The organism is Nakamurella sp. (genome assembly GCF_048594475.1).
Classification (GTDB): Bacteria; Actinomycetota; Actinomycetes; order Mycobacteriales; family Nakamurellaceae; genus Nakamurella.
The window spans coordinates 1-21,562 of the sequence record NZ_JBMDXT010000484.1 but is presented as its reverse complement, the minus strand read 5'-3'; the positions used below and the strand labels follow the sequence as shown (position 1 = coordinate 21,562).

Here is a 21,562-nt window from a genome sequence, read left to right as displayed (position 1 = left end):
GGCGGGCGTCAACCGCACCACCGCGCCTCTCACGCTGTGGCGCGCCCGGTCACCAGGGCGGTAGCACCGGAAGCGGGCCGGCGCTGCGGATCCCGCCGTCGCCGCGTCCGGCCAGCCAGCGGACCAGGGCGAGATTCGAGCCGGCCACTACCGGGCCGCCGCCGCGGACCGGGATCGGCGGCCCGTCCGCGGGCTCCAGGGTCATCGCCGGCACGTCGCGGGTCCGCACGTAGGAGTGCTGCACGGCCGCCAGCAGCCGGCCGGCCTGCGCCTCGGTCAGCAGGTCGAGTCCACCGTCGACGCCCAGGTCGTCGTGGTGCAGTTCCACCTCGCCGAGCCGGGCGGCCAGCACCACGGCCGCCGGCGCCGGGCCGCCGCGTCCCAGGTCGACGGTGAACGCCCAGGCCGGCTGGGGCAGCTCGTCGATGGTCTGCGCCAGGTGGCGGTCCGCGGCGGCCAGGTCCAGGGCGATCGTGTCGGTGCTTCGGGTGGCGCCCTGCTCGATGTCGTCGTTCCGGGCCTGTGGGGAGTCGTACGGCTGCAGCTGCTGCTCGACCCGGGCGCCGACCAGCACCCGGCGCAACCCGTCGGCGTTGCGGGCCAGGTGGGTCACCACGTGGCCGACGGTCCAGCCGGGTAGCCGCGAGGGCGCGGCGAAGGCGTCGGACCCATGGTCCGCCCGGAACCCGGCGATGGCCGCCTCGACCCGCGCGGTCGCGTCCCGCAGCGCCTCGATGGTCGCCTGGACGTCGGGGAGATCGGTGTCGGACATGCCGCCATCCTCACCCATCGCAACCTCGCGTCACCCTCCGGTCGTCGGGCCGGCTGCGTTCCGGACCTCCGAGCTGCGACCTCACACGTCGGGCCGCCGGTGCGTCGGCCCCGTGTCGACGTCCTTCAGCATCCCGGAGTTCACTCATGAGAGAAGCGGTCTCGAGCCGATCGCGCGGCACGGTGGCGATGTTCGTCGCGCTGGCCACGACGTGGGGCGCGAGCTTCCTGTTCATCAAGATCGGACTGGAGGGTCTGTCTGACTCCGGGCCAGGTGGTGTGGGGCCGGCTCGTGCTCGGGGCGGCCGCCCTCGTGGTGATCTCGGCCGTCACTCGGACGCCGCTGCCCGGTGACCCCCGGCTGTGGGGGCATCTGCTGGCGGTGGCCCTGCTGTTGTGCGTGGTGCCGTTCTCGTTGTTCGCCTGGGCCGAGCAGCACGTCTCCTCCGGGGTCGCGAGCGTCCTGAACGCCACCACGCCGTTGATGACGGTGCTCGTCGGGATGGCCGCGCTCCCGCAGGAGCGGCTTTCTCGTGACCGGGTCGCCGGGCTGCTGCTCGGGTTCGCCGGGGTCCTGGTCGTCATCGGAGCGTGGAACCTCACGGCGGGCGGAGAGTTGCTCGGACAACTCGCCTGCCTGGGCGCGACGGCCAGCTACGGGCTTGCCTTCGTCTACCTGCGCCGCTTTGTCGCGAGCCGCAATCTGCCCGCCCTCACGGTCGCGACGGTGCAGGTGGTGCTCGGCGGGTTGGTGATGCTGGTGGCCACACCGTTCATCGCCGATCCCACGCCGATCCTCACCGGACGGGTGGTTGCCGCGGTTGTGTTGCTGGGCGTGCTGGGCACCGGCCTGGCCTACGTGTGGAACACCGCGATCGTGGGCCGGTGGGGCGCCACCAACGCCTCCACCGTCACCTACCTCACCCCACTGGTCGGCGTCCTCCTCGGGGTGCTGATCCTGGGCGAATCGGCCACCTGGAACCAACCGCTCGGCGCGCTCGTCATCGTGGCCGGCGTCGTCGTCGCCCAGGGCCGGCTCCCGACGATCCGCTCGAAGCTGCGCCATTCGCGGGGTGGACGCGGCGATCGGATCGCGGAGCACGAGGACCACAGCATCTGACCCCCGATGGGATCTCTGGCGTGACGCCGCCGGTTGACCGGCCGCTACGGCACCGAGATCCAGGACGGCGGCTCGGGAAGGTCGAACCGGCGGCGGAGCCTGGCCACCAGGGCTTCGGCGTCGGCCAACGCGGCGTGCGCGCCTGGGTCGACGGGACCCTTGTCGTCGACCTCGATCGCCCTCTCGCACGCCGCATAGACCTGGTGGTGGCTCCGAACCGGTCGAGCGCGACCGCGGGCGTGACATCGTCCCGGACGCTCTCGTCGTCGGCTCCGATCAACCGATCAACCGATCAGCCGAGCAGCCCCACCACCGTTCCCTCGGCCGCCGACGTCCGGGCCGCGTCGAGCACCCAGGCCGTGGCGACCGCGTCGGTGGCGGCGACCGGCGGGGGAGCGACGCCGCGGACCGCGTCGGCCACGGCCGGGTAGAAGGTGTCCCAGGCCCCCCGGGCGCTGCGCACCGGCCGGCCGGCCCCGGTGCCGTCGAACAGGCGGCCCCAGGCCGATTCCGGCTCGACCCCCCAGGCCGCACCGAGGCTCGCCGGGGTGCGGCCGGCCTTCAGCTGGTCCTCCTGACCGTCGAAGCCGTCGACGACGTACCCGGCCCGATCCCCGTTGACCAGGAATCGTGGACCCGGCGCCGCCGCGGCCAACCCGGCGGCGAGCGTGGACCGCACGCCGCCGGCATGGGTCAGGTGCAGTTCGACCTGGTCCTCGGCGCCGGCACCGGCCCGCACGGTCTGCAGATCGGCGTGCACCGAGACGACGGACCCGAACAGCTGCACCGCCTGGTCCACCAGATGCGGGCCCAGATCGAGCAGCACCCCGCCACCCTGTTTCGCGGTGGCGCCGTGCCAGCTCGACTTCACCGGCCGGAACCGGTCGATCCGGGAGGCGAACGTGTGCACCCGGCCCAGCGCACCCTCGTCCAGCAGGCCCCGTATGGTCAGGAAATCGCTATCCCACCGGCGGTTCTGGTAGGGCACGAGCAGCCGGCCGGCCCGCTCGGCGTGCGCGACCAGCTCGGCCGCCGACCGGAAGTCCAGGGCGAACGGCTTGTCCACCACGGCGTGCAGGCCCAGAGCCAGCGCCTCGTGGGCCAGCGGCGCGTGGGTGGCGCTGGGCGTGGTGATGGTGACGCCCGTCACCCCGAGCGCGGGCAGCTCGGCCAGCGACCCGACGGTTACCGCGCCGGGCAGCTCGGACCCGACCTGGGCCTGCCGCTCGGGCGAGCCGGTGACGACCGCGACCAGGTCGAGGCCGGGGGCGGAGGCCAGCAGCGGGGCGTGGAAGGTCCGGCCGCCGGTGCCGTAGCCGGCCAGCGCCCAGCGCACGGGTGATTCGGTCATGCCGCCCACCCTGGCACATCCGTCCGACAGCGTGGGCCCGGATCGCTGACCTGCACGGATGGTGACCGGACCGGACTGTCGGTGGCCGCGCCTAGCATGTGCAGCGTGATGGACCATCTCATCGTGCGCGGCGCTCGCGAGCACAACTTGCGGAACGTCGACATTTCCATACCCCGGGACTCGCTCGTCGTGTTCACCGGCCTGTCCGGTTCGGGGAAGTCGTCCCTGGCGTTCGACACCATCTTCGCCGAGGGCCAGCGCCGGTACGTGGAATCGCTGTCGTCCTACGCGCGCCAGTTCCTGGGCCAGATGGACAAGCCGGACGTCGACTTCATCGAGGGCCTGTCCCCGGCGGTGTCGATCGACCAGAAGTCGACCAGCCGCAACCCGCGGTCGACGGTCGGCACGATCACCGAGATCTACGACTACCTGCGGTTGCTGTACGCGCGCATCGGCCACCCGCACTGCCCGGTCTGCGGCGAGCCCATCTCCAAGCAGACCCCGCAGCAGATCGTCGACCGGGTGCTCGAGATGCCCGAGGGCACCCGCTTCCAGGTGCTCGCGCCGGTCGTCCGGGAGCGCAAGGGTGAGTACGTCGACCTGTTCGCCGAGCTGCAGGCCAAGGGCTACTCGCGGGCCCGGGTGGACGGGGTGGTGCATCCGCTCACCGAACCGCCGAAGCTCAAGAAGCAGGAGAAGCACTCGATCGAGGTGGTGGTCGATCGGCTGGTCAACCGCGCGAGCGCCAAGCAGCGGATCACCGACTCGGTCGAGACCGGCCTGGGTCTGGCCGACGGCGTGGTCATCCTCGAGTTCGTCGACCTGGACGAGCAGGACGAGCATCGGGAGCGGCGCTACTCCGAGCGGCTGGCCTGCCCGAACGACCACCCGCTGGCCGTCGACGAGCTCGAACCGCGGTCGTTCTCATTCAACTCGCCGTTCGGCGCCTGCCCGGAGTGCACGGGCCTGGGCACCCGCAAGGAGGTCGACCCGGAACTGGTCGTGCCCGATCCGGGCGCGTCGCTGAGCGAGGGGGCGATCCAGCCGTGGGCCGGCGGCACCACCAGCGAGTACTTCGGCCGGCTGCTGCAGGGTCTGGCCACCGGCCTGGGCTTTTCGATGGACACCCCGTGGGAGAAGCTGCCGGTCGCCGCCCGCAAGGCGATCCTGCACGGCTCCGACCAGCAGGTGCACGTCACCTACCGCAACCGCTACAACCGGCAGCGCTCGTACTACGCCGAGTTCGAGGGGGTCATCCCCTTCCTGGAGCGGCGGGCGGCGCAGACCGACTCCGATTTCGCCCGGGAGAAGTACGAGGGCTACATGCGGGAGGTGCCGTGCCCGGTCTGCCTGGGCACCCGGCTCAAACCCGAGATCCTGGCCGTGACCCTGGAGCACGCCGACGGCCACATGAACATCGCCGAGCTGTCCGCGCTGTCCATCAAGGACGCGGCCGCGTTCTTCCCCGGGCTGGTGCTCAACGAGCGCGACCGGATGATCGCCGAACGCGTGCTCAAGGAGGTCAACGCGCGGCTGGGCTTCCTGCTCGACGTCGGCCTGGACTACCTGTCGCTGGACCGGCCGGCGGCCACGTTGTCCGGCGGCGAGGCGCAACGGATCCGGCTGGCCACCCAGATCGGGTCCGGCCTGGTCGGGGTGCTGTACGTGCTGGACGAGCCGTCCATCGGGCTGCATCAGCGGGACAACCACCGGCTGATCCAGACCCTGACCCGGCTGCGCGACCTGGGCAACACGCTGATCGTGGTCGAGCACGACGAGGACACCATCCGCACCGCCGACTGGGTCGTCGACATCGGCCCCGGCGCGGGCGAGCACGGCGGCAAGGTGGTCGTCTCGGGCACCGTCCAGGAGCTGGAGTCCTCGACCGAATCGGCGACCGGGGCATTCATCTCCGGGCGGCGCGAGATCGCGGTGCCGTTGACCCGGCGCCCGATCGATCGCAAGCGCAAGCTGACCGTGGTCGGCGCACGGGAGAACAATCTGCGGGACGTCACCGTCGACTTCCCGCTCGGCACCCTGATCGCGGTCACCGGAGTGTCCGGATCGGGCAAGTCGACCCTGGTCAACGACATCCTGCACGCCGTCCTGGCGAACCGGATCAACGGTGCCCGGATGGTGCCCGGGCGGCACACCCGGGTCACCGGGGTCGACCTGGTCGACAAGGTGGTCGGCGTCGACCAGTCGCCGATCGGCCGGACCCCCCGCTCGAACCCGGCCACCTACACCGGCGTGTTCGACCACATCCGCAAGCTGTTCGCGGCCACCACGGAGGCCAAGGTCCGCGGATACCAGCCCGGCCGCTTCTCGTTCAACGTCAAGGGCGGCCGGTGCGAGGCCTGCTCCGGCGACGGCACCATCAAGATCGAGATGAACTTCCTGCCGGACATCTACGTGCCGTGCGAGGTGTGCAAGGGGGCCCGGTTCAACCGGGAGACCCTGGAGGTCCACTACAAGGGCAAGAACATCGCCGAGGTGCTGGACACCACCATCGAGGAGGCCGAGGAGTTCTTCCAGGCGATCGGCCCGATCCACCGGCACCTGAGGACGCTGGTCGACGTGGGCCTGGGCTACGTGCGGCTGGGCCAACCGGCGCCGACGCTGTCCGGCGGTGAGGCGCAGCGCGTCAAGCTGGCCTCCGAGCTGCAGAAGCGGTCCACCGGACGCACCGTGTACGTGCTCGACGAGCCGACCACCGGCCTGCATTTCGCCGACGTGGAGAAGCTGCTCGGGGTGATCAACGGGCTGGTCGACAAGGGCAACACCGTCATCGTCATCGAGCACAATCTGGACGTCATCAAGTCGGCCGACCACCTGATCGACATGGGTCCGGAGGGCGGGTCCGGCGGCGGCATGGTCATCGCCGAGGGCACGCCCGAGCAGGTGGCCGCCATGCCCACCTCCTACACCGGGCAGTTTCTGGAGCCGATCCTCGAGGGTCGGGCCGCGGTCACCGACCGGCGCCGGCTGCGGGCGGTGAACGGATCCGGTGCCGCGACCGCGCGATCCACGGCCGCGGGGACCAAGAAGGCGGGCGGGAAGGCGACGGGCGCCAGGACGGCGGCAGCCCGGGCGGCGGCGGGCCCGATCCCGACGGGCCCGGAGGTGACCGGCTCCACCCGGGTCAGCGCGGTCAAGGGCGCCGCGAACCGGAACGGCGGCGCGAACGGCACGACGAACGGCAGCCCGACTTCCGCATCGGGCAGCGCGCCGGGCTCGGCGACGGCGGCGTCGGCAGCGACGGCGGCCACCGCCGACGCGGCCGCGACCAAGGCGCGGCGGAAGGCGGCCCGGTTGATCTGAGGCCGCGCGGATCCGGTCGGTCGTGGTGCCGCGGACGAGCCGATCCGTTCCGTCTTCGTTCCGCGGACAAGGAGACCGGCGTCTCAACGGCCGAACCGACGCCCGTCGCCGTCATCCACTCATCGGAGGCGATGACGATGAACAACCCGTGGGATCTGCTCAATGCCGGCCTCTGGCTGGTCGTCCTGGTCTGGATCGTGGCGATCCGGCTGGTGCAGGCCGGCCTCGAGGAACCCGACCTCGAGACCGGCTGACCGACGTGCCGCGGCCGGGCCGGCCGCCGCTCGAGGGTGCCGGGCGCCCCGCCCCGGAGGCGCCCGATCGGCGCGGGACGTTGTGCTTTGCCACGTGGCGACGGGCGACGGCAGGCTGAGCATCGGTCGGTGCGCCGGCGGCCGCCTGCGCACCGCTGCCGGTGAGAGAAGGCGTCATGAGCAGCCCGGTCACGGTGCAACCGGTCGGCCCGCGACCGCGGCGGCGACCCCGATGGGGCCTGATGGCGGCGATCGCCATCGGTGCGGTGCTGACGGTCCTGCTGGTCACCGTGGTCGTCGAGGTCGTCACCGCCGACCGTTGGGCGCCACCGGCGTTTCCGTCCTTGGCTGCGCAGCCCGACCCCACTCTGCAGGGCACCGTCGCCTATTTCGCCGCCGGGCCGCGCTGCGTGCGCGTGGTCGCGGCGTCCGGGCAACCGGAGAAGGACGCGCTGTGCGTCGGCGACCAGGTGACCACGACCACAGGCGCCCCGGCAACGAACGGGGCCACCCGGGCGGCCCCGGCGAGCGGAGCGACCACGGCGACCAAGGAGATGGGCCCGCAACTCGTCTGGCGGTCCGACGGCCGGCTCGAGATCACCATGTTCCGGGTGGCCGACCCCGGAGCGGACCGGTCGCCGGGACTGCACCTGGCGCCGGGCTGGCAGAAGGTGGTCGACGTGGTCACGGGTCAGGTCCAGGACGTCCCGTCGTCCGACCTGCCGGCCGAGCCGGCGCAGCTGCCCGCCCCGACCGTCAACGCCGCGGGTGAGCGGGTCGACACCGTCACCACGGACGGACAGACCGCGGTGGTGCTCGACGCCGGCGCCGGCGCCCGCACCCTGCTCTCGTTCCCGGCCGCCCCGCCGGACGCCAACTACCAGTTCGGGCCGGCGTTCTGGGCCCCGACCGGCGATTGGATCGCCGCCGGGGACGGCCGGTTCCTCATCATCACCCCCACGGATCCGGCCACGACCCGTGTGCTGCGGGACGACGCGCGCGCCGCCAGCCTGGTCTCTTCGCCCGAGTTCGCCGTCACCGACCGGAACCTGCTGACCGGGGCCGGCTGACCCGAACCGCCTGCCAGCGGCCGACCGGCTGAACAGAACCCGGTGACCCGACCGACCGACCGACCGAGCTGAACCGGGGTGACCCGACCGGCTGAGACAGCGACCGACCGATCCCACCCGACCGGGCCGGCACCCGCCGAGCGGGGCCAGCGGCGGCCCACTCAGGCGGGGTCGACCACGACGTCCGGGGAGATCCGGTAGGGCCGGGTGAGCACCACGCCGCCGAGCCGGCGTCGCAGCCGCGACATCTCGGCGCGGACGGCGATGTCGTGCCCCGCCTCGCCGTAGACCGCCGTGGACAGCGCCGCCGCGGTCAGCCCGGACGGGCCGGCCGCCATCAGGGACACCAGCAACTGGTGGTGCCGCGGGCTGAGCGGGTACCGCCACGCCGGGCCGGGGCCGCCGTCGAGCACGGCCTGCGCGGGAACGGCCGATCGATCCAGCCGCAGCCGCAACGCGCCGCCGGCTCCGCCCGGCTCGGGCCGGAGCAGCCAGCCGCCGGCGACCGGTTCGGGCAGGCACCGGCCCACCCCCGGCACGACCACCGGGTGCCCGGCGGCCGGGGCCGCCACGCGGCCGGTGGTGGCGATGCCGTTGACCGAGGCGACCCAGCCGTCCGCGTCGACCAGCAGGGCCGGACCACCGGCCCGGACCAGGGTGGAACCGGCGACCGCCCGCAACGCATTCAGCCCGGTCTCCCGCCGGCGCCACAGCTCGGCCTCGGCGAACCGCACGGCGGTCCGCACCAGGGCCACGGTCTCCGGGTGCGCGTCCCGGGCCTCGCCGGACAGGTTGACCACGCCCAGCAGCGCTCCGGTGCGCGGATCGTGCAGCGGGCAGGCGGTGCACGTCCAGCCGTGCAGCGGCCGGGTGTAGTGCTCGGCCGAGAACAGCTGCACCGGTGTCTGCTCCACCAGGGCGGTGCCGATGGCGTTGGTGCCCGCCGTCTGCTCGGTCCACCGGACGCCGTCCGCGAAGCCGACCGCATCCGCCCGGCGGCGGATCAGCGGGCTCCCCGCCCGCCAGAGCACCATGCCTTCCGCGTCGGTCACCATCATCAGGTAGCCGGCCTGATCGGCCACCGACACCAGACTGTCCCGCAGCCCGTCGATGACCATGGCCAACGGCGTCCGCCGCCGCCGCTCCTCGACCGAGCGCCGGTCGGCGGGCTCGACCCGGCCGATCCGGTCGGCGTCGTGCCCGGCGGCCCGCATCCGGTGCCAGGACCGCTGCACGACACCGCGCGGTGGGCCGGGCGACGGGGCCCCGTCCAGCATCGCGTCGTGCATCCGGTGCAGCAGGTGGGCATGCCGCCGCAGATCGGTGTCGCGGCGGACCGCGCACGGATCGGCGTCGGCACCGGTCGCGGATGTCATCCGGGCGGGTTCCTTACCTCGTCGATGAGGGCTCGACCCCATTGTGCTCCGGTTGACAGCCGCGACAGAAGCGCGACCGGGGGCGGGCCGGTCAGCGCCCCCTGCCGGTCCGGCCCAGCCAGTCGGTGATCCGCTTGTTGATCTCGGCCGGCTTCTCCACCAGCATGAAGTGGCCGACACCCTCGATCAGCTCGGCCGCGGACCCGGGCCCGGCGTAGGCCGGGACCGCCGCCGTCTGCTCCGGCGTCATGCCGTGGCAGCCGTCGTTGGTGCCGTGCAGGTAGAGCACCGGCTGCGTGACGCTGCCGCCCCAGGCCGCCTCCTGCTGGGCCGCCCACTGCGGCGAGCCGAACCGGCCCGGGTCGAACTGGCCCCAGTAGTACCCGAGTGCGGCGTGCAGGTGGTCCGGATCGGCCAGGGCGCGCCGGATGTGCACCATGTCCTCGTCCGCCTCGTAGCCGGGTGACCAGTCGCCCCAGATGTCCTGGATGAACCGGAAATCGTCCTGCCGGATCCGGTCCTCGATGACCGACTGCATCTGGAAGTACCAGAAATAGAAGCTCTTCTTGATCTGCTCGTAGGTCCCCAGGTTCTCGGCGAAGATGTCGAACGGCGGGATGTTGATGACGACGGCGCGACCGAAGGCGTCCGGGGCCCGGCCGAGCGCGCCCCAGGCCGCGACGGCGTTCCAGTCGTGCGCGACGAGCAGCGCGTCCGGTCCACCACCCAGGGCCCGGGCCAACGCGATCTGGTCGGTCACCATCACCGAGGTGTGGACCCAGGTGCGCAGGGGCGGCAACTCGGTCGGCGCGAAACCACGGATGAACGGGGCGACGGCGTGGAAGCCCGCGTCGGCCAGTTCGGGCAGCAGGTGCCGGAAGGTGAAGGGACTGTCCGGGAACCCGTGCAGGCACAGGGCCAGCGGCCCCGTGCCGGCCTCCAGGTACTCGAAGGTGAGGTCGCCGGCCCGCACCCGGCCCCGGCCGAGCCCGTAGTGCTCGGCCGCCTCGTCCACCGTCGTCGTGCTGATGATGTCGCTGATCGTCATCCCGTCGACCCTGGTCGTCGCTCCCCGGCCCGTCGAGGGTTGCAGCAACGATGCACGCGGCGCCGCGCTACAGGTCGTTACCCGGGTACGACAGGTTGAAGCTCTTGTTGGCCAGCGGGAAGTCGGGGACGATCGTGTCGGCCATGGCCAGCGGCAGGGCCGGCCAGTTGAAGAACGACGGGTCGACCACGCGGGCCCGGGTGAGGCGGCCCCGGCCGTCCAGTTCGACCCGGTGCACGCTCGTGCCGCGCCAGCCCTCGGCGATGCCGACGCCGGCGGCCGGGCCGGTGGCGCCCGGACCCGCCTCCCGCGGGGTCGTGGTGTCCACCGCGCCGACCGTCTCGCCGACCATCCGGACCGAGGCCGCGATCTCCCGGGCCCGGACCAGGAACCGGGAGAGCACGTCGCCGTCGGTCGGGCCCGGCTCGACCGGCGGGTGGACCAGCCCGGGCACCGGGTGGTCGTACCGGGCGTCCACCTGGACCCCGCTGGCGCGGGCGACGTACCCGAGCGTGCCCAGGTCGGCGGCCTGCCGGTGGGTGAGGACCGCGGTCCCGGCGAACCGGTCGCGCAGCACGCTGTGCCCCAGCGCGAGGTCGACCACCTCGGCACAGTCGGCGGCGATGGCGGCCAGCTCGGTCGGATCGGGCAGGGTCCGGATCCGCGCCCCGCCCGGCACCACCGCGCCGCGCAGCAGCCGGTGGCCGGTCACCCGGTCGTTCACCCGCAACAACCGCTCCCGGATCCGCAACGCGTGGACGTTCAGGATCCCGTGCCCGACATCGTTGGCCAGGGCGCCGATGTCGCCGATGTGGTTGTACAGCCGCTCCAGCTCGAGCAGGATCGCGCGGATCCGCTGCGCGGCCGGGTCGATCGAGGCATCCACCGCGTCCTCAACGGCCCGGCACAGGGCCAGCGCGTGCCCGACGGACGTGTCGCCGCTGATCCGCTCGGCCAGCTCCACCGCGGCCGCGGGAGTGGTTCCCTCGAAGAGCTTCTCGACCCCGCGGTAGGTGAACCACAGGCGGGCCTTGAGGTTCAGCACCGTCTCGCCGACCACCGAGAACCGGAAGTGCCCGGGGCCGATCATGCCGGCGTGCACCGGGCCGACCGGGATCTCGTGCACCCCGGGCCCCTCGACGGTGCGGAACGGGAACGGGCCGTCGACCTCGCCGAAGGCCGGCGGGGGACCGGCGTCGCGGCGCATCGGGTGCCAGCCCCGGGGCCAGTGGAAGTGCCGGACCAGCCGGCTCGGCCGGGGGTGGTCCGCCGGGCGGATGCCGAACAGGTCCTGGATCTCCCGCTCGAACCGGCCGGCCGGGAACGAGATGCCGGCCAGGCTGGGGATCGTCGGGGCCGACCGGTCGCAGCGGACCTGCCACTGCACGCGCCGCGGGTTCCCCGGCTGGAGGAACAGGTAGACGACCCGGAGCCCGCCGCCCGGCCCGTCGTCGTGGCCGGCCATCAGCGCCAGCCGGAAGCCGCCCTCGAGCAGCGTCTGCGCGGCCGGCAGCAGGTCGTCGGCGTCCAGCTCGGTGGCCCCCGTCGTGCTGTTCATGCCCGTGGTCACGGTGTTCCTCCGGTGGCGACGGCGACCGCCTGGTCCAGCAGGCCGGTCAGCGGTCCGAGGGTCACGCCCAGCAGGGCGCAGGTGGTCAGGGCGACGATCATCGCGGCGGTGGTGGCCTCGACCCGGGCCCGCCGGCGGGTGGCCAGCGCCGTCGCCCCGGCCGGCCCGGAGCCGCTCGGCCCGCCGGCCGGGGGAGCGCCCAACAGCATCCGGCTGATGGCGTTGAGCAACGACCCGGCGGCCACCAGGAGCATCAGCAGGGCGGCCGCGGTGACCCAGCCGAGCCCGTCGGCGAACCCGGCCCGGACGATGCCCAGCTCCCCGACGAACAGCAGGAACGGCGGAAACCCGAGCAGGGCGAGCATCCCGAGCCCGAAGGCCCAGGCCAGGACGGGTTCCCGGGCGGCGAGGGCGCGCACGTCGGCGATCCGGCTGCTGCCCGTCAGCTGCCGCAGCCGGCCGGCGCCCAGGAACAGCCCGCTCTTGACCAGCCCGTGCCCGAGGACCTGCAGCAGCACGGCGGCCATCGCCAGCGGGCTGCCGACCGCCGCGCCGAGCGCGAGCAGGCCCATGGTCTCGATGCTCGAATAGCCCAGCATGCGGGTGTAGTCGCGCTGCGCGATCAGCAGCGACGCGGCCAGCGCGATCGACGCGAGGGCCAGCACGAGCAGCAACCGGCGCGCGAAGTCCGGTCCCAGCGCCGGGTCGGCCACCGCCTTGACCCGGAGCACCGCGTAGAAGGCCACACTGCTCAGTACCCCGGACATCAGCGCCGACACCGGCGCCGGCGCCTGGGAGTAGGCATCGGGCAGCCAGGCGTGCAGCGGCGCGAGGCCGGCCTTGGCGCCGAACCCGAGGACCAGCAGCAGCACCGCCAGGCGCGTCACCCCCGGATCGAGGTGCGGCGCCGCGGCCGTCAGGCCCGCCCAGTCCAGCCCGGCGCCGGCCCGGTGCGCGGCGGCGTTGAGCACGAACGTGCCCAGCAGGGCCAGCGCGATACCGGTCGAGCAGATGATCACGTACTTCCAGGCGGCCTCGGCCGTGCCCCGGTCGCTGCCCCGGCCGCCGCCCTGACCGACCAGCAGAGCCGTCAGCACCGTGGTCATCTCCAGCGCCACCCACAGCACGCCGAGGCTGCCCGCCGCCACCGCGCCGGCCAGCGCGGCCAGGAACAGCTGGACCAGCACCAGCTGGCGGGTCCGGCCGGCCCGGTCCAGCCGGCCGGCCGCCATCTCGACCCGGAGGTGCGCGGGTGTGGCGAGGGCGACCACCGTCGCGACCGCTCCGACGACCAGCAGCATGAACGCGCTGAGCGCGTCGACGGTCAGCAGCCCGGTCGGGTCGGTGACCGGGCCCTGCGTGACCACCGTCACCGCCAGCCGGACGGCCACGGCCAGCAGGGCGACCGCTCCGGCGACGGCCACCCGGGCCACCTCGTCGTGCCGGCGCCGGGCGGCCACGGCGCCCGCCGTCAGCAACGGCACCAGCACCGGGCCTGCGGTCGTCAGCTGGGTGGTCAGCTGGGTGGTCAGCTGGGTGGTCACGGTGTCCATCAGTCGTGCAACTCCCGCAGCTCGTCCAGGTCGGTGGCGCCGAACGCGGCGCGGATCCGCGACTTGAGCACCTGGAGCACGATGACCACCAGCAGGACGTCCATCGAGATGCCCAGCTCGACGACCACCCCGATCCCGGCCGTGGTCAGGATCCCGACGGCGGTGATCCCGTTGTCCAGCAGGAGGAACCCGACGAGCTGCGACAGCGCCAGCCGGCGGGTGACCAGGACCAGGAAGCCGATCAGCGCGACCGCGAGCGCCGCGGGGATGGCGTGGGTGGCCGGTGACGGCTCCAGCGCCACCAGCGGCTGGGCCACCGCGTAGGCGAGCAGGGTCAACCCGGCCGCGGCCAGCAGCGAGGCCACCACGTTGACCAGCGGCCGGGTCTCCCGCCGGTTGGGCCCTGCCGCGGCCAGCGTGCGCCGCAGCAGCCGGGGCAGGATCCCCGCCCGGAGGGCCAGGACCAGCGCGGTGACGACCGCCAGCTCGACCGACCCCTCGTGCAGGGCGATCACCCCGACGGTCGCCGCCAGGGCCAGCCCCTGCGCCGCGAACAGGGTGATGATCGCGGCCAGTTCGCGACGCCACAGGATCAGCACGGCGAGCAGCAGCATCGCGCCGACCGTCAGATTCAGCAGCTGGGTGAACAGGTCGTCGGTCATCGGCGTCAGGCCAGGAAGTAGGAGGCGCCGACGGCCAGCAGCCCCATGACGAAGGAACCGGCGAGCAGTTCGGGCACCCGGAACAGCCGGAGCTTGGCCAGGAACATCTCACCGGCCGCGAGCAGGGCGCCGAGCAGGGCCACCTTGGCCACCACTGCGACGGCCCCGACGGCGAGCGCGACCGGCCCGCCGCCACTCGCGATGCCCCACGGCAGGAACAGGTTGGCCAGCAGCCCCAGGAACAGGGTCAGCCGCATGGCCGCCGCCAGCTCGACCAGGGCCAGGTCCGGCCCCGCGTACTCCAGGACCATCGCCTCGTGCACCATCGTCAGCTCCAGGTGGGTGGACGGGTTGTCCACCGGCAACCGCCCGGTCTCGGCGACGATCACCACGACCAGCGCGGCGGCCGCGAGCAGGCTGACCGGGGACAGCACCTGCGCCGGGTCGGCCAGCGTCGCACCGACGATCGCGCCCAGGTCGGTCGAGCCGGCCGGCACGGACAGGGCGAAGATCGCGACCAGCAGGGTCGGCTCGACCAGGGCGACGATCGTCGCCTCCCGGCTCGCCCCCAGACCGCCGAACGCCGTGCCGGTGTCGATCCCGGCCAGCGCCAACGCCACCGTCCCCAGGGTCAGCAGGGCCACGACCGCGAACAGGTCGGACAGCGGGTCGACGGCGGCGGCCGTGCTCATCAGCGGGGTCACCGCGGCCACCACCAGGCAGGTGGCCACCAGCACCAACGGGGCCGTGCGGAACACCACCGTGGTACCGGCCGGGGCGATCGGCTCCTTGCGCATGAGCTTGCGCAGGTCCCGCCAGGGCTGCCCGATGCCCGGGCCGGCCCGGCCCTCCATCCGGGCGCGGACCTGCCGCATCAGCCCGAGCAGCCACGGGGACAGGGCCACGACCAGCACCGGTTGCAGGACCACCGTGAGCAAGCCCGTCATGCCGGCACCACCACGAGCAGGACGAGCAGCCCGCAGAGCACGGCGAAGCCGTACCCGAGGTACCGGTGCACGCTGCCGGTGGCCAGCCGGCGCCCGGCCTCGCCCCACGCGGCCACCGCGCGCAGGACCGGGTCGTAGAGCCGCCGCTCGATCCGGTCCGGCACCCGCCGGCGGTACTCGATGGTCTGCACCAGGTAGTGCGCCTCGTCGTGGTGGGACACGGCCACGTCCTGCTCGGCGTGCAGCACGTCGTCGAACACCCGTTGCAACGGCTCGGCGAACGCGGTCCCGGAGTACTCCATGCGGGCGGTCAGCGGGCCGCCGCCGCAGTCCCACAGCCGGGCGGCGCGGGCGGCCCGGCGGCCGGCCACGGCCCGGGCCCCGGCCAGGGCCAGCACCAGGCCGATGACCAGGGCCAGCGCGAGCATCAGCGGGGAGAGCGACCCGACGGTCTCGCCGAGCCGGCCGACGAGCCGGATCGTCAGGCCGTCGACGCGGATCGGGTCGCCGCCGCCGACCACCGTGGCCGCGACGGTGCCGACGGCCGGCAGGACCAGGGTGGGCGCCAGGGCCAGGGCGACGCAGGCGGCGGCGGCCAGCCCCATACCGACCCGCATCGTGACCGCGCCCTCGGTCGCGGCCGCCGCGGCCGCGGTGCGGGGTTGGGCCAGGAAGCCGATGCCGAACGCCTTGACGAACGTGGCCACCGCCAGCCCGGCGGTGAGCGCGATCGCCGCGACGGCCAGCGGCAGCACGATGGCCGCGGTCACCCCGGCGGCCGGCAGCCCGTGGATCAGGGCCTGTAGGAGGAGCCATTCGCTGACGAACGCGGCGCCGGGCGGCAGCGCCGAGGCGGCCAGCGCACCCACCCCGAACGCCGCCGTGGTGACCGGCATCCCGGTGGCCAGGCCGCCCAGGTCGTCCAGGTCGCGGCGTCCGGTCGCCTGCACCACCGACCCGGCGGAGGTGAACAGCACCGTCTTGAACGCGGCGTGGTTGAGCAGGTGCAGCAGGGCCGCGGCCATGGCCAGCGCGGCCAGGTCGGGTTCGCCGGCGGTGGCGAAGAACCCGGCGGCGCCGACCCCGATCAGGACCAGGCCCATGTTCTCGGTCGTGGAGTTGCCCAGCAGCCGCTTGAGGTCGGTGCCGACCGCGGCCTGCAAGATCCCGTGCACGGCGGACACCGCGCCCAGCCCGAGCACCAGCAGCCACCACCAGCCGGCCGGTGCGGCGCCGCCGAGCAGGTCGAAACCGACCCGGACGATGCCGTAGACCCCCAGGTTCACCATGGCGGCCGACATCAGCGCGGACACGCTGCTCGGGGCCTCGGGGTGGGCCCGCGGCAGCCACGCGTGCAGCGGGACGATGCCCGCCTTGGAGCCGAATCCGATGCCGGTGGCCACGAACACCGTCGCGGCCACCGCCGGGGTGAGGGTGGGCGCCGCGGCCCGCAGGGCGGCGAACGAGCCGTCGGCGGCGTGCGCGGTGAACGTCGAGAGCCCGATGAGGACGGCGACCAGCCCGAGGTGGGTCATCACCGCGTACCAGCGACCGGCGCCGGCGACGCTCGGTCGCTGCCGGTGCTCGGCCAGCACGAGCAGCAGGGAGGTGAGTGCCATCAGCTCCCAGCACAGCAACAGCGTGGCCACGCCGGCCGCGACCGGGACGGCCAGCATGGCCAGCACGAACAGCGGCAGCACGGCCTGGACCCCCCGATCGTCCAGCCCGTGTCCGTGCCCGTGTCCGTGCCCGTGTCCGTGTCCCTGGCCGTGTGCGTGGCCGTGTTGACGGCCCGGTCCGGCCGCCCGGCCGTAGCCGATGCCGTAGACGCCGACCGCGACGGTCACCGCGCCGGTGATGACCAGGAAGATCCCGGCCAGCGGGTCGACCATGAACTGCAGCCCGAACAGCGGCAGCAGGTCGGGGGCCGCGATGGTCGCGGTCTGGCCGGCCAGGGCGGCGACGCCGGCGACCACGGCGGCGATCCCGACGACCGTCAGGCCGGTGCCGACCACCGCCGCCCGCCGGGCCCGGGGCACCAGCAGGCCGGCGACCACGGACGCCGACCCGGCGGCGAGCACCCCGATCAGGCCGGCGGTCAGCGCGGTCATCGACCGGTCAGCTTTCGCAGACCCTCGACGATCGCGTCGGGCCGCGGCGGGCAGCCGGGGATCTCCAGGTCGACCGGGACGACGTCGCCGACCGAGCCGGCGACCCCGGGGGCGCCGCGGAACGGCCCGCAGGTGCGGGCGCAGTCACCCACCGCGACCACCAGCTTCGGTTCGGGCACGGCCGCCCAGGTGCGGCGCAGGGGCTCGGCCATGTTGCGGGTGACGACCCCGGTGACCAGCAGCGCGTCGGCGTGCCGGGGCGAGGCGACCAGGCGGGCGCCGTACCGCTCGGCATCGTGGACCGGGCCGAACGCCGCCCCGATCTCGATCTCGCAGCCGTTGCAGGACCCCGCGTCGACGTGGCGCAGCTGCACCGAGCCGCCCAGCGCGCGGGCCGCCGCGGGCACCGTCGAGGCCGCCGGTGCCGGCGGGGCCGGCTCGGCGACCCGGCCGGTGGCCCGGATCTTGCGCCAGAGCGCGAGCATGACGAACTCCCTGACGTGGTCGGCGGGGGACGGGTCCGGAATCGGAACGGGACCGGGAACGGGAACGGAGACGGGCGACCGGTGGGCCGGTGGGTCAGACCGGCGGCAGCGGCGCGCGCAGGTCGTTGATGACGCCGAGCTGCTCGGTCAGCACCTCGGTGAGGATGCCGCGGGCGACCGCCAGCAGATCGGACACCCGCGGGCTGGTCAGCGAGTAGTAGACCGCCGAGCCCTCTTTGCGGGTCGCGACCAGGCCGGCGCGGCGCAGGACCGCGAGCTGCTGCGAGAGGTTGGCCGCCTCGACGCCGACCTCGGGCAGCATCTCGGACACGGCGTGCTCTCGTTGCCCGAGCAGCTCGAGCACGCGGATGCGCACCGGGTGACCCAGCGTCTTGAAGAAGTCGGCCTTGACCTGGTAGAGCGGCCTGGTCATCCTGTTCTCCCTGCAATTGCGAATATCTGCAATTGCAGCGAATATAGCACGATCGATGCGCGGCGTCGGAAGATCAGTGGTCGAGAACGGCGGACGCCAAGCGGCGCGCGGTGTCGGCCAGCCTCTGCTGGTCCGGATGGTCGTCGTGCAGCAGGGCGCGATCGACCATCACCGTGATGCCGCCGACCAGAAAGGCGGCCACGTCGGCCGGGTGGGGCCGTCCGGCGTCCGCCAGGAGGGTGTGCAGGTCGTCGATCAGGCCGTTGTCGGCGACGGCCGCCCGGGTGGTCGGAGTGCGGCCCAGGAACAGCATGTCGTGCACGGGTCGGGTGGCCAGGTAGGCATGGACGAGGCCGGCGCACCAGGCCGGCACCGCATCGGCGATCTCGGTGTGTCCGTCGCACCAGGCCCGGGTCCGGCGGACGATGTCCGATTCGAACTCGGCCTCCAGGCAGCCGAGCATGGCGTCCTTCGAGGCGAAGTACAGATAGACCGTGCCCTTGGCCACGCCCGCGCGGTCGGCGATCTGGGCCATCGTGGTGGCGCCGACCCCCTGCTCGATGAACAGCGTCCGCGCGGCGTCAAGGACGGCTTCCCGTCGCGCGGCCGGCGCGCGGCGGGCCCGACCCGACGGCGCCGCCGTCATGCCGGGACCCGGATCTGCCGGTGACACCAGGCCGAGAACGCCGTGAGGTACGCGACGAGCCGGTCGCGCATGTCCTCATGCCGGAGCCGGCCGGCCGGGTCGAACAGGCGGTCGCTGTCGCCCAGGTAGAGCTCGGGCTGGGCCATCGTGGGCATGTCGAGGAAGACCAGGGACTGGCGCAGGTGGTGGTTGGCACCGAAGGCGCCCATGCGGCCCGGCGAGGCGCTGATGATCGCGGCCGGCGTGCCGGTGAACGCGCCCTGACCATGAGGTGCGGACCCCACGTCGACGGCGTTCTTCAAGGGAGCCGGCACGCTCCGGTTGTACTCCGGGGTGACGAACAGCACGGCGTCGCAGCGTCGAACCTCGTTCCGGAAGCGGGTCCAGGGCGCCGGCGGCGTCGTGGTCATCCCCACGTCCAGGTCCTCGTTGTAGAGCGGCAGGTCGCCGATCTCCAGGACGCGGCCATGGAACAGGGAAGGGGTCAGACCGGCCAACACGTGGGCGAGGCGGCGGGTGACGGACTCGGCCCGCAGGCTCCCGGGGATCAGTCCCAGTTCGAGGGTGGTGTCCATGCGACGACCATACCAAGTGACTGACCGTCAGTCAGTCACGAGCAGGCGTGGTCGTGGAACCTGACCGGGCTCTGCCAGAATCGACGCCCGTGAAGACGTTCGACTCGCTGTTCGCCGAGCTGACCGACCGGGCCCGCACCCGGCCCGAGGGATCGGGCACCGTGCAGGCTCTCGACGCCGGGGTGCACGCCCAGGGCAAGAAGCTCCTGGAGGAGGCCGGTGAGGTGTGGCTGGCCGCCGAGCACGAGGACGACGACAGTCTGGCCCTGGAGATCTCGCAGCTGCTCTACCGCGCGCAGGTGATCATGATCGGCCGCGGCATCACGCTCGAGCAGGTGTACCGGTACCTGTGAACCCCCCCCCGCCCGTGACACAGTGGCATGCCGTCCCGGCCGGACCGGCCGGGCCTGAAGGAGATCTGCCGACATGTTGAAAGTTGCCGTGCCCAACAAGGGCACGCTGTCCGAGCCGGCTGCGGCGATGCTGCGCGAGGCGGGGTACCGCGGGCGGTCCGAGTCCCGCGACCTGAGCGTCCTGGATCTGGCCAACGACGTCGAGTTCTACTTCCTGCGGCCCAAGGACATCGCCGTCTACGTGGGATCGGGCGAGCTGGACCTGGGCATCACCGGCCGCGACCTGGCCGCCGACTCCGGCGCCCCCGTGCAGGAGCTGACCAGCCTGGGCTTCGGCTACTCGACGTTCCGCTACGCCGGGCCCGAGCACAAGGACTGGCACGTCAGCGACCTGGCCGGCGCGCGGATCGCGACGTCGTACCCGAACCTGACCCGCAACGACCTGGCCGCCCACGGCATCGCCGCCGACGTCATCCGGCTGGACGGTGCGGTCGAGATCTCGATCCAGCTCGGGGTGGCCGACGCGATCGCCGACGTCGTCGACTCCGGCCGGTCGCTCCGCCAGCACGGCCTGGTCGCGTTCGGGGACGTCATCCTCAAGTCCGAGGCGGCCCTGTTCGCCCGCCTGGACACCGAGCCGTCGCCGGCCGCGGCGCAGCTGTGCAACCGGCTGCAGGGCGTGGTCATCGCGCAGCAGTACCTGATGCTGGACTACGACTGCCCGATCGAGTTGCTGGGCCGGGCCACCGCCATCACCCCGGGACTGGAATCGCCGACCGTCTCCCCGATGGCCGACCCGGCCTGGCGGGCGGTGCGCGCGATGGTCCGCCGGGCCGAGATCAACCCCGTCATGGACGCGCTGTACGACCTGGGGGCCCGGGCCATGGTCGCGTCCGACATCCGGACCAGCCGCCTCTAGCCCCTGCCGGCGAGCCCGGCGTCCCGCCTAGACCCGAACCGCCGGGTCCGTGGCCATCGGGTTCGGAACCATCGGGTTCGGGGCCATCGGGTCGCCGGCCGTCGGGGCCGGCTCGGGCGGGCCCGGATAGGGCGGGGGGGTTCCGCCGAACTCCGGGCACAGCGCCTGGTGGCTGCACCAGCGGCACATCTGGCCCCGCCGGGCCGGGAAGTTGCCGCTCTGCACGGCGGCGACCATCGCCCGCCACAGCGCGCCGACGGACTGGGCGAAGGACAGCAGCTCCGCCTCGGTCGGGGCGTACTGCAGCGACAGCCCGTCGGCCAGGTAGATCAACTTGAGCTGGGCCGGGACCACCCCGCGCAGCCGGTAGATCATCAGCGCGTAGAACTTGAGCTGATAGAGCGCCGCACCCTCGAAGTCCGGCCCCGGGGAGCGCCCGGTCTTGTAGTCCACGATCCGCAGCTCGCCGGTGGGCGCGAGATCGAGGCGGTCGATGAAGCCCCGCAGTGGCACCCCGTCGGCCGTGTCGATCTCCACCGCGTACTCGCATGCCTCGGGCTCGAACCGGCGCGGGTCCTCCAGGTCGAAGTAGCTGCGGACCAGCGACCGGGCCGAGGACAGCCAGGCGGCCACGTCGTCGGGCGGCAGCAGGCCGGCCAGGTCCGGACAGTCCTGGGCCATTCGTTCCCAGGTCGGCCCGACCAGCGCGACCGCCCGGTCCGGGGTCCGGTCGGCCGGCGGTTGCCCGAACATCGCCTCGAGCACCGCGTGCACCAGGGTGCCCCGCACGGCGGCCGGGCTCGGCGGCTCGGGCAGCCGGTCGATCGCCCGCAGCCGGTACAGCAGCGGGCACGACTTGAAATCGCTCGCCCGGGATGGGGACAGGGCCAACCGGCGGCGCGGGGGCGCGTCGGTTCCGACCGTCGCGGGCACGGCGGTCGCGGAAGCGGCGGTCGCGGGCAGGGCCGTCGCGGGCGCGGGCGCGGCCGTTGCGGGC

General features: G+C 73.4%; 18 protein-coding genes and 1 pseudogene. 5 read left to right on the top strand and 14 right to left on the bottom strand.

The window, feature by feature from the left end; all coding sequences use genetic code 11:
* Positions 1-49: 49 nt before the first annotated feature.
* Positions 50-772: a maleylpyruvate isomerase N-terminal domain-containing protein gene (locus ACOJUF_RS21805; RefSeq protein ID WP_420123910.1), complete on the bottom strand. Its 723-nt coding sequence runs from the start codon at positions 770-772 to the stop codon at positions 50-52.
* A 273-nt stretch (positions 773-1,045) separates the two neighbouring features.
* Between ACOJUF_RS21805 and ACOJUF_RS21800 the strand changes: the two genes are divergently transcribed.
* On the top strand, positions 1,046-1,891 hold the full coding sequence (locus ACOJUF_RS21800; RefSeq protein ID WP_420123909.1) for a DMT family transporter: 846 nt from the start codon (positions 1,046-1,048) through the stop codon (positions 1,889-1,891).
* 292 nt (positions 1,892-2,183) lie between these two features.
* On the opposite strand, the gene ACOJUF_RS21795 is transcribed toward ACOJUF_RS21800, so the two are convergent.
* On the bottom strand, positions 2,184-3,242 hold the full coding sequence (locus ACOJUF_RS21795) for a Gfo/Idh/MocA family protein (protein ID WP_420123908.1): 1,059 nt from the start codon (positions 3,240-3,242) through the stop codon (positions 2,184-2,186).
* A gap of 105 nt (positions 3,243-3,347) precedes the next feature.
* Here ACOJUF_RS21795 and uvrA point away from each other — a divergent pair.
* Both uvrA and ACOJUF_RS21785 read left to right on the top strand, forming a co-directional pair.
* Positions 3,348-6,338: pseudogene (uvrA, locus tag ACOJUF_RS21790) on the top strand (excinuclease ABC subunit UvrA); the annotation flags it as partial.
* Between the two features lie 655 nt (positions 6,339-6,993).
* On the top strand, positions 6,994-7,887 hold the full coding sequence (locus ACOJUF_RS21785) for a hypothetical protein (RefSeq protein WP_420123907.1): 894 nt from the start codon (positions 6,994-6,996) through the stop codon (positions 7,885-7,887).
* A gap of 161 nt (positions 7,888-8,048) precedes the next feature.
* Here the strand turns inward: ACOJUF_RS21785 and ACOJUF_RS21780 are convergent, their stop codons facing one another.
* The 11 genes from ACOJUF_RS21780 to ACOJUF_RS21730 form a co-directional block, all read right to left on the bottom strand.
* Positions 8,049-9,263, bottom strand: coding sequence for a GAF domain-containing protein (locus ACOJUF_RS21780; protein ID WP_420123906.1), 1,215 nt, complete (start codon positions 9,261-9,263; stop codon positions 8,049-8,051).
* Between the two features lie 91 nt (positions 9,264-9,354).
* The gene (locus tag ACOJUF_RS21775) at positions 9,355-10,311 is read right to left on the bottom strand and encodes an alpha/beta fold hydrolase (RefSeq protein ID WP_420123905.1); all 957 of its coding nucleotides are present in this window, start codon (positions 10,309-10,311) and stop codon (positions 9,355-9,357) included.
* A 67-nt stretch (positions 10,312-10,378) separates the two neighbouring features.
* On the bottom strand, positions 10,379-11,869 hold the full coding sequence (locus ACOJUF_RS21770) for an NADH-quinone oxidoreductase subunit C (RefSeq protein ID WP_420123904.1): 1,491 nt from the start codon (positions 11,867-11,869) through the stop codon (positions 10,379-10,381).
* A gap of 8 nt (positions 11,870-11,877) precedes the next feature.
* Positions 11,878-13,434, bottom strand: a complete 1,557-nt coding sequence (locus tag ACOJUF_RS21765; RefSeq protein WP_420123903.1) for a proton-conducting transporter membrane subunit — start codon at positions 13,432-13,434, stop codon at positions 11,878-11,880.
* Complete coding sequence (locus ACOJUF_RS21760) at positions 13,434-14,096, bottom strand: hypothetical protein (protein WP_420123902.1); 663 nt, start codon at positions 14,094-14,096, stop codon at positions 13,434-13,436. The genes ACOJUF_RS21765 and ACOJUF_RS21760 overlap by 1 nt, the downstream gene beginning before the upstream one ends.
* Positions 14,097-14,101: 5 nt before the next feature.
* Complete coding sequence (locus ACOJUF_RS21755) at positions 14,102-15,043, bottom strand: respiratory chain complex I subunit 1 family protein (RefSeq protein WP_420123901.1); 942 nt, start codon at positions 15,041-15,043, stop codon at positions 14,102-14,104.
* Positions 15,040-17,154 (bottom strand): proton-conducting transporter membrane subunit, encoded by a 2,115-nt coding sequence (locus tag ACOJUF_RS21750; RefSeq protein ID WP_420123900.1) that lies wholly within the window; start codon positions 17,152-17,154, stop codon positions 15,040-15,042. The genes ACOJUF_RS21755 and ACOJUF_RS21750 overlap by 4 nt, the downstream gene beginning before the upstream one ends.
* Positions 17,151-17,639 (bottom strand): NADH-quinone oxidoreductase subunit B family protein, encoded by a 489-nt coding sequence (locus tag ACOJUF_RS21745; protein ID WP_420123899.1) that lies wholly within the window; start codon positions 17,637-17,639, stop codon positions 17,151-17,153. The genes ACOJUF_RS21750 and ACOJUF_RS21745 overlap by 4 nt, the downstream gene beginning before the upstream one ends.
* A 94-nt stretch (positions 17,640-17,733) precedes the next feature.
* On the bottom strand, positions 17,734-18,072 hold the full coding sequence (locus ACOJUF_RS21740; RefSeq protein ID WP_420123898.1) for an ArsR/SmtB family transcription factor: 339 nt from the start codon (positions 18,070-18,072) through the stop codon (positions 17,734-17,736).
* A gap of 73 nt (positions 18,073-18,145) precedes the next feature.
* Positions 18,146-18,718: a helix-turn-helix domain-containing protein gene (locus tag ACOJUF_RS21735; RefSeq protein ID WP_420123897.1), complete on the bottom strand. Its 573-nt coding sequence runs from the start codon at positions 18,716-18,718 to the stop codon at positions 18,146-18,148.
* Positions 18,715-19,293 (bottom strand): NADPH-dependent FMN reductase, encoded by a 579-nt coding sequence (locus tag ACOJUF_RS21730; protein ID WP_420123896.1) that lies wholly within the window; start codon positions 19,291-19,293, stop codon positions 18,715-18,717. Before ACOJUF_RS21730 ends, ACOJUF_RS21735 begins: the two co-directional genes overlap by 4 nt.
* A gap of 89 nt (positions 19,294-19,382) precedes the next feature.
* Here ACOJUF_RS21730 and ACOJUF_RS21725 point away from each other — a divergent pair, with 89 nt between their 5' ends.
* On the top strand, positions 19,383-19,646 hold the full coding sequence (locus ACOJUF_RS21725) for a phosphoribosyl-ATP diphosphatase (protein ID WP_420123895.1): 264 nt from the start codon (positions 19,383-19,385) through the stop codon (positions 19,644-19,646).
* Positions 19,647-19,719: 73 nt separating this feature from the next.
* Positions 19,720-20,565 (top strand): ATP phosphoribosyltransferase, encoded by an 846-nt coding sequence (gene hisG, locus ACOJUF_RS21720; protein WP_420123894.1) that lies wholly within the window; start codon positions 19,720-19,722, stop codon positions 20,563-20,565.
* Positions 20,566-20,592: 27 nt separating this feature from the next.
* On the opposite strand, the gene ACOJUF_RS21715 is transcribed toward hisG, so the two are convergent.
* The gene (locus ACOJUF_RS21715; protein ID WP_420123921.1) at positions 20,593-21,528 is read right to left on the bottom strand and encodes a RecB family exonuclease; all 936 of its coding nucleotides are present in this window, start codon (positions 21,526-21,528) and stop codon (positions 20,593-20,595) included.
* Between the last annotated feature and the right edge of the window lie 34 nt (positions 21,529-21,562).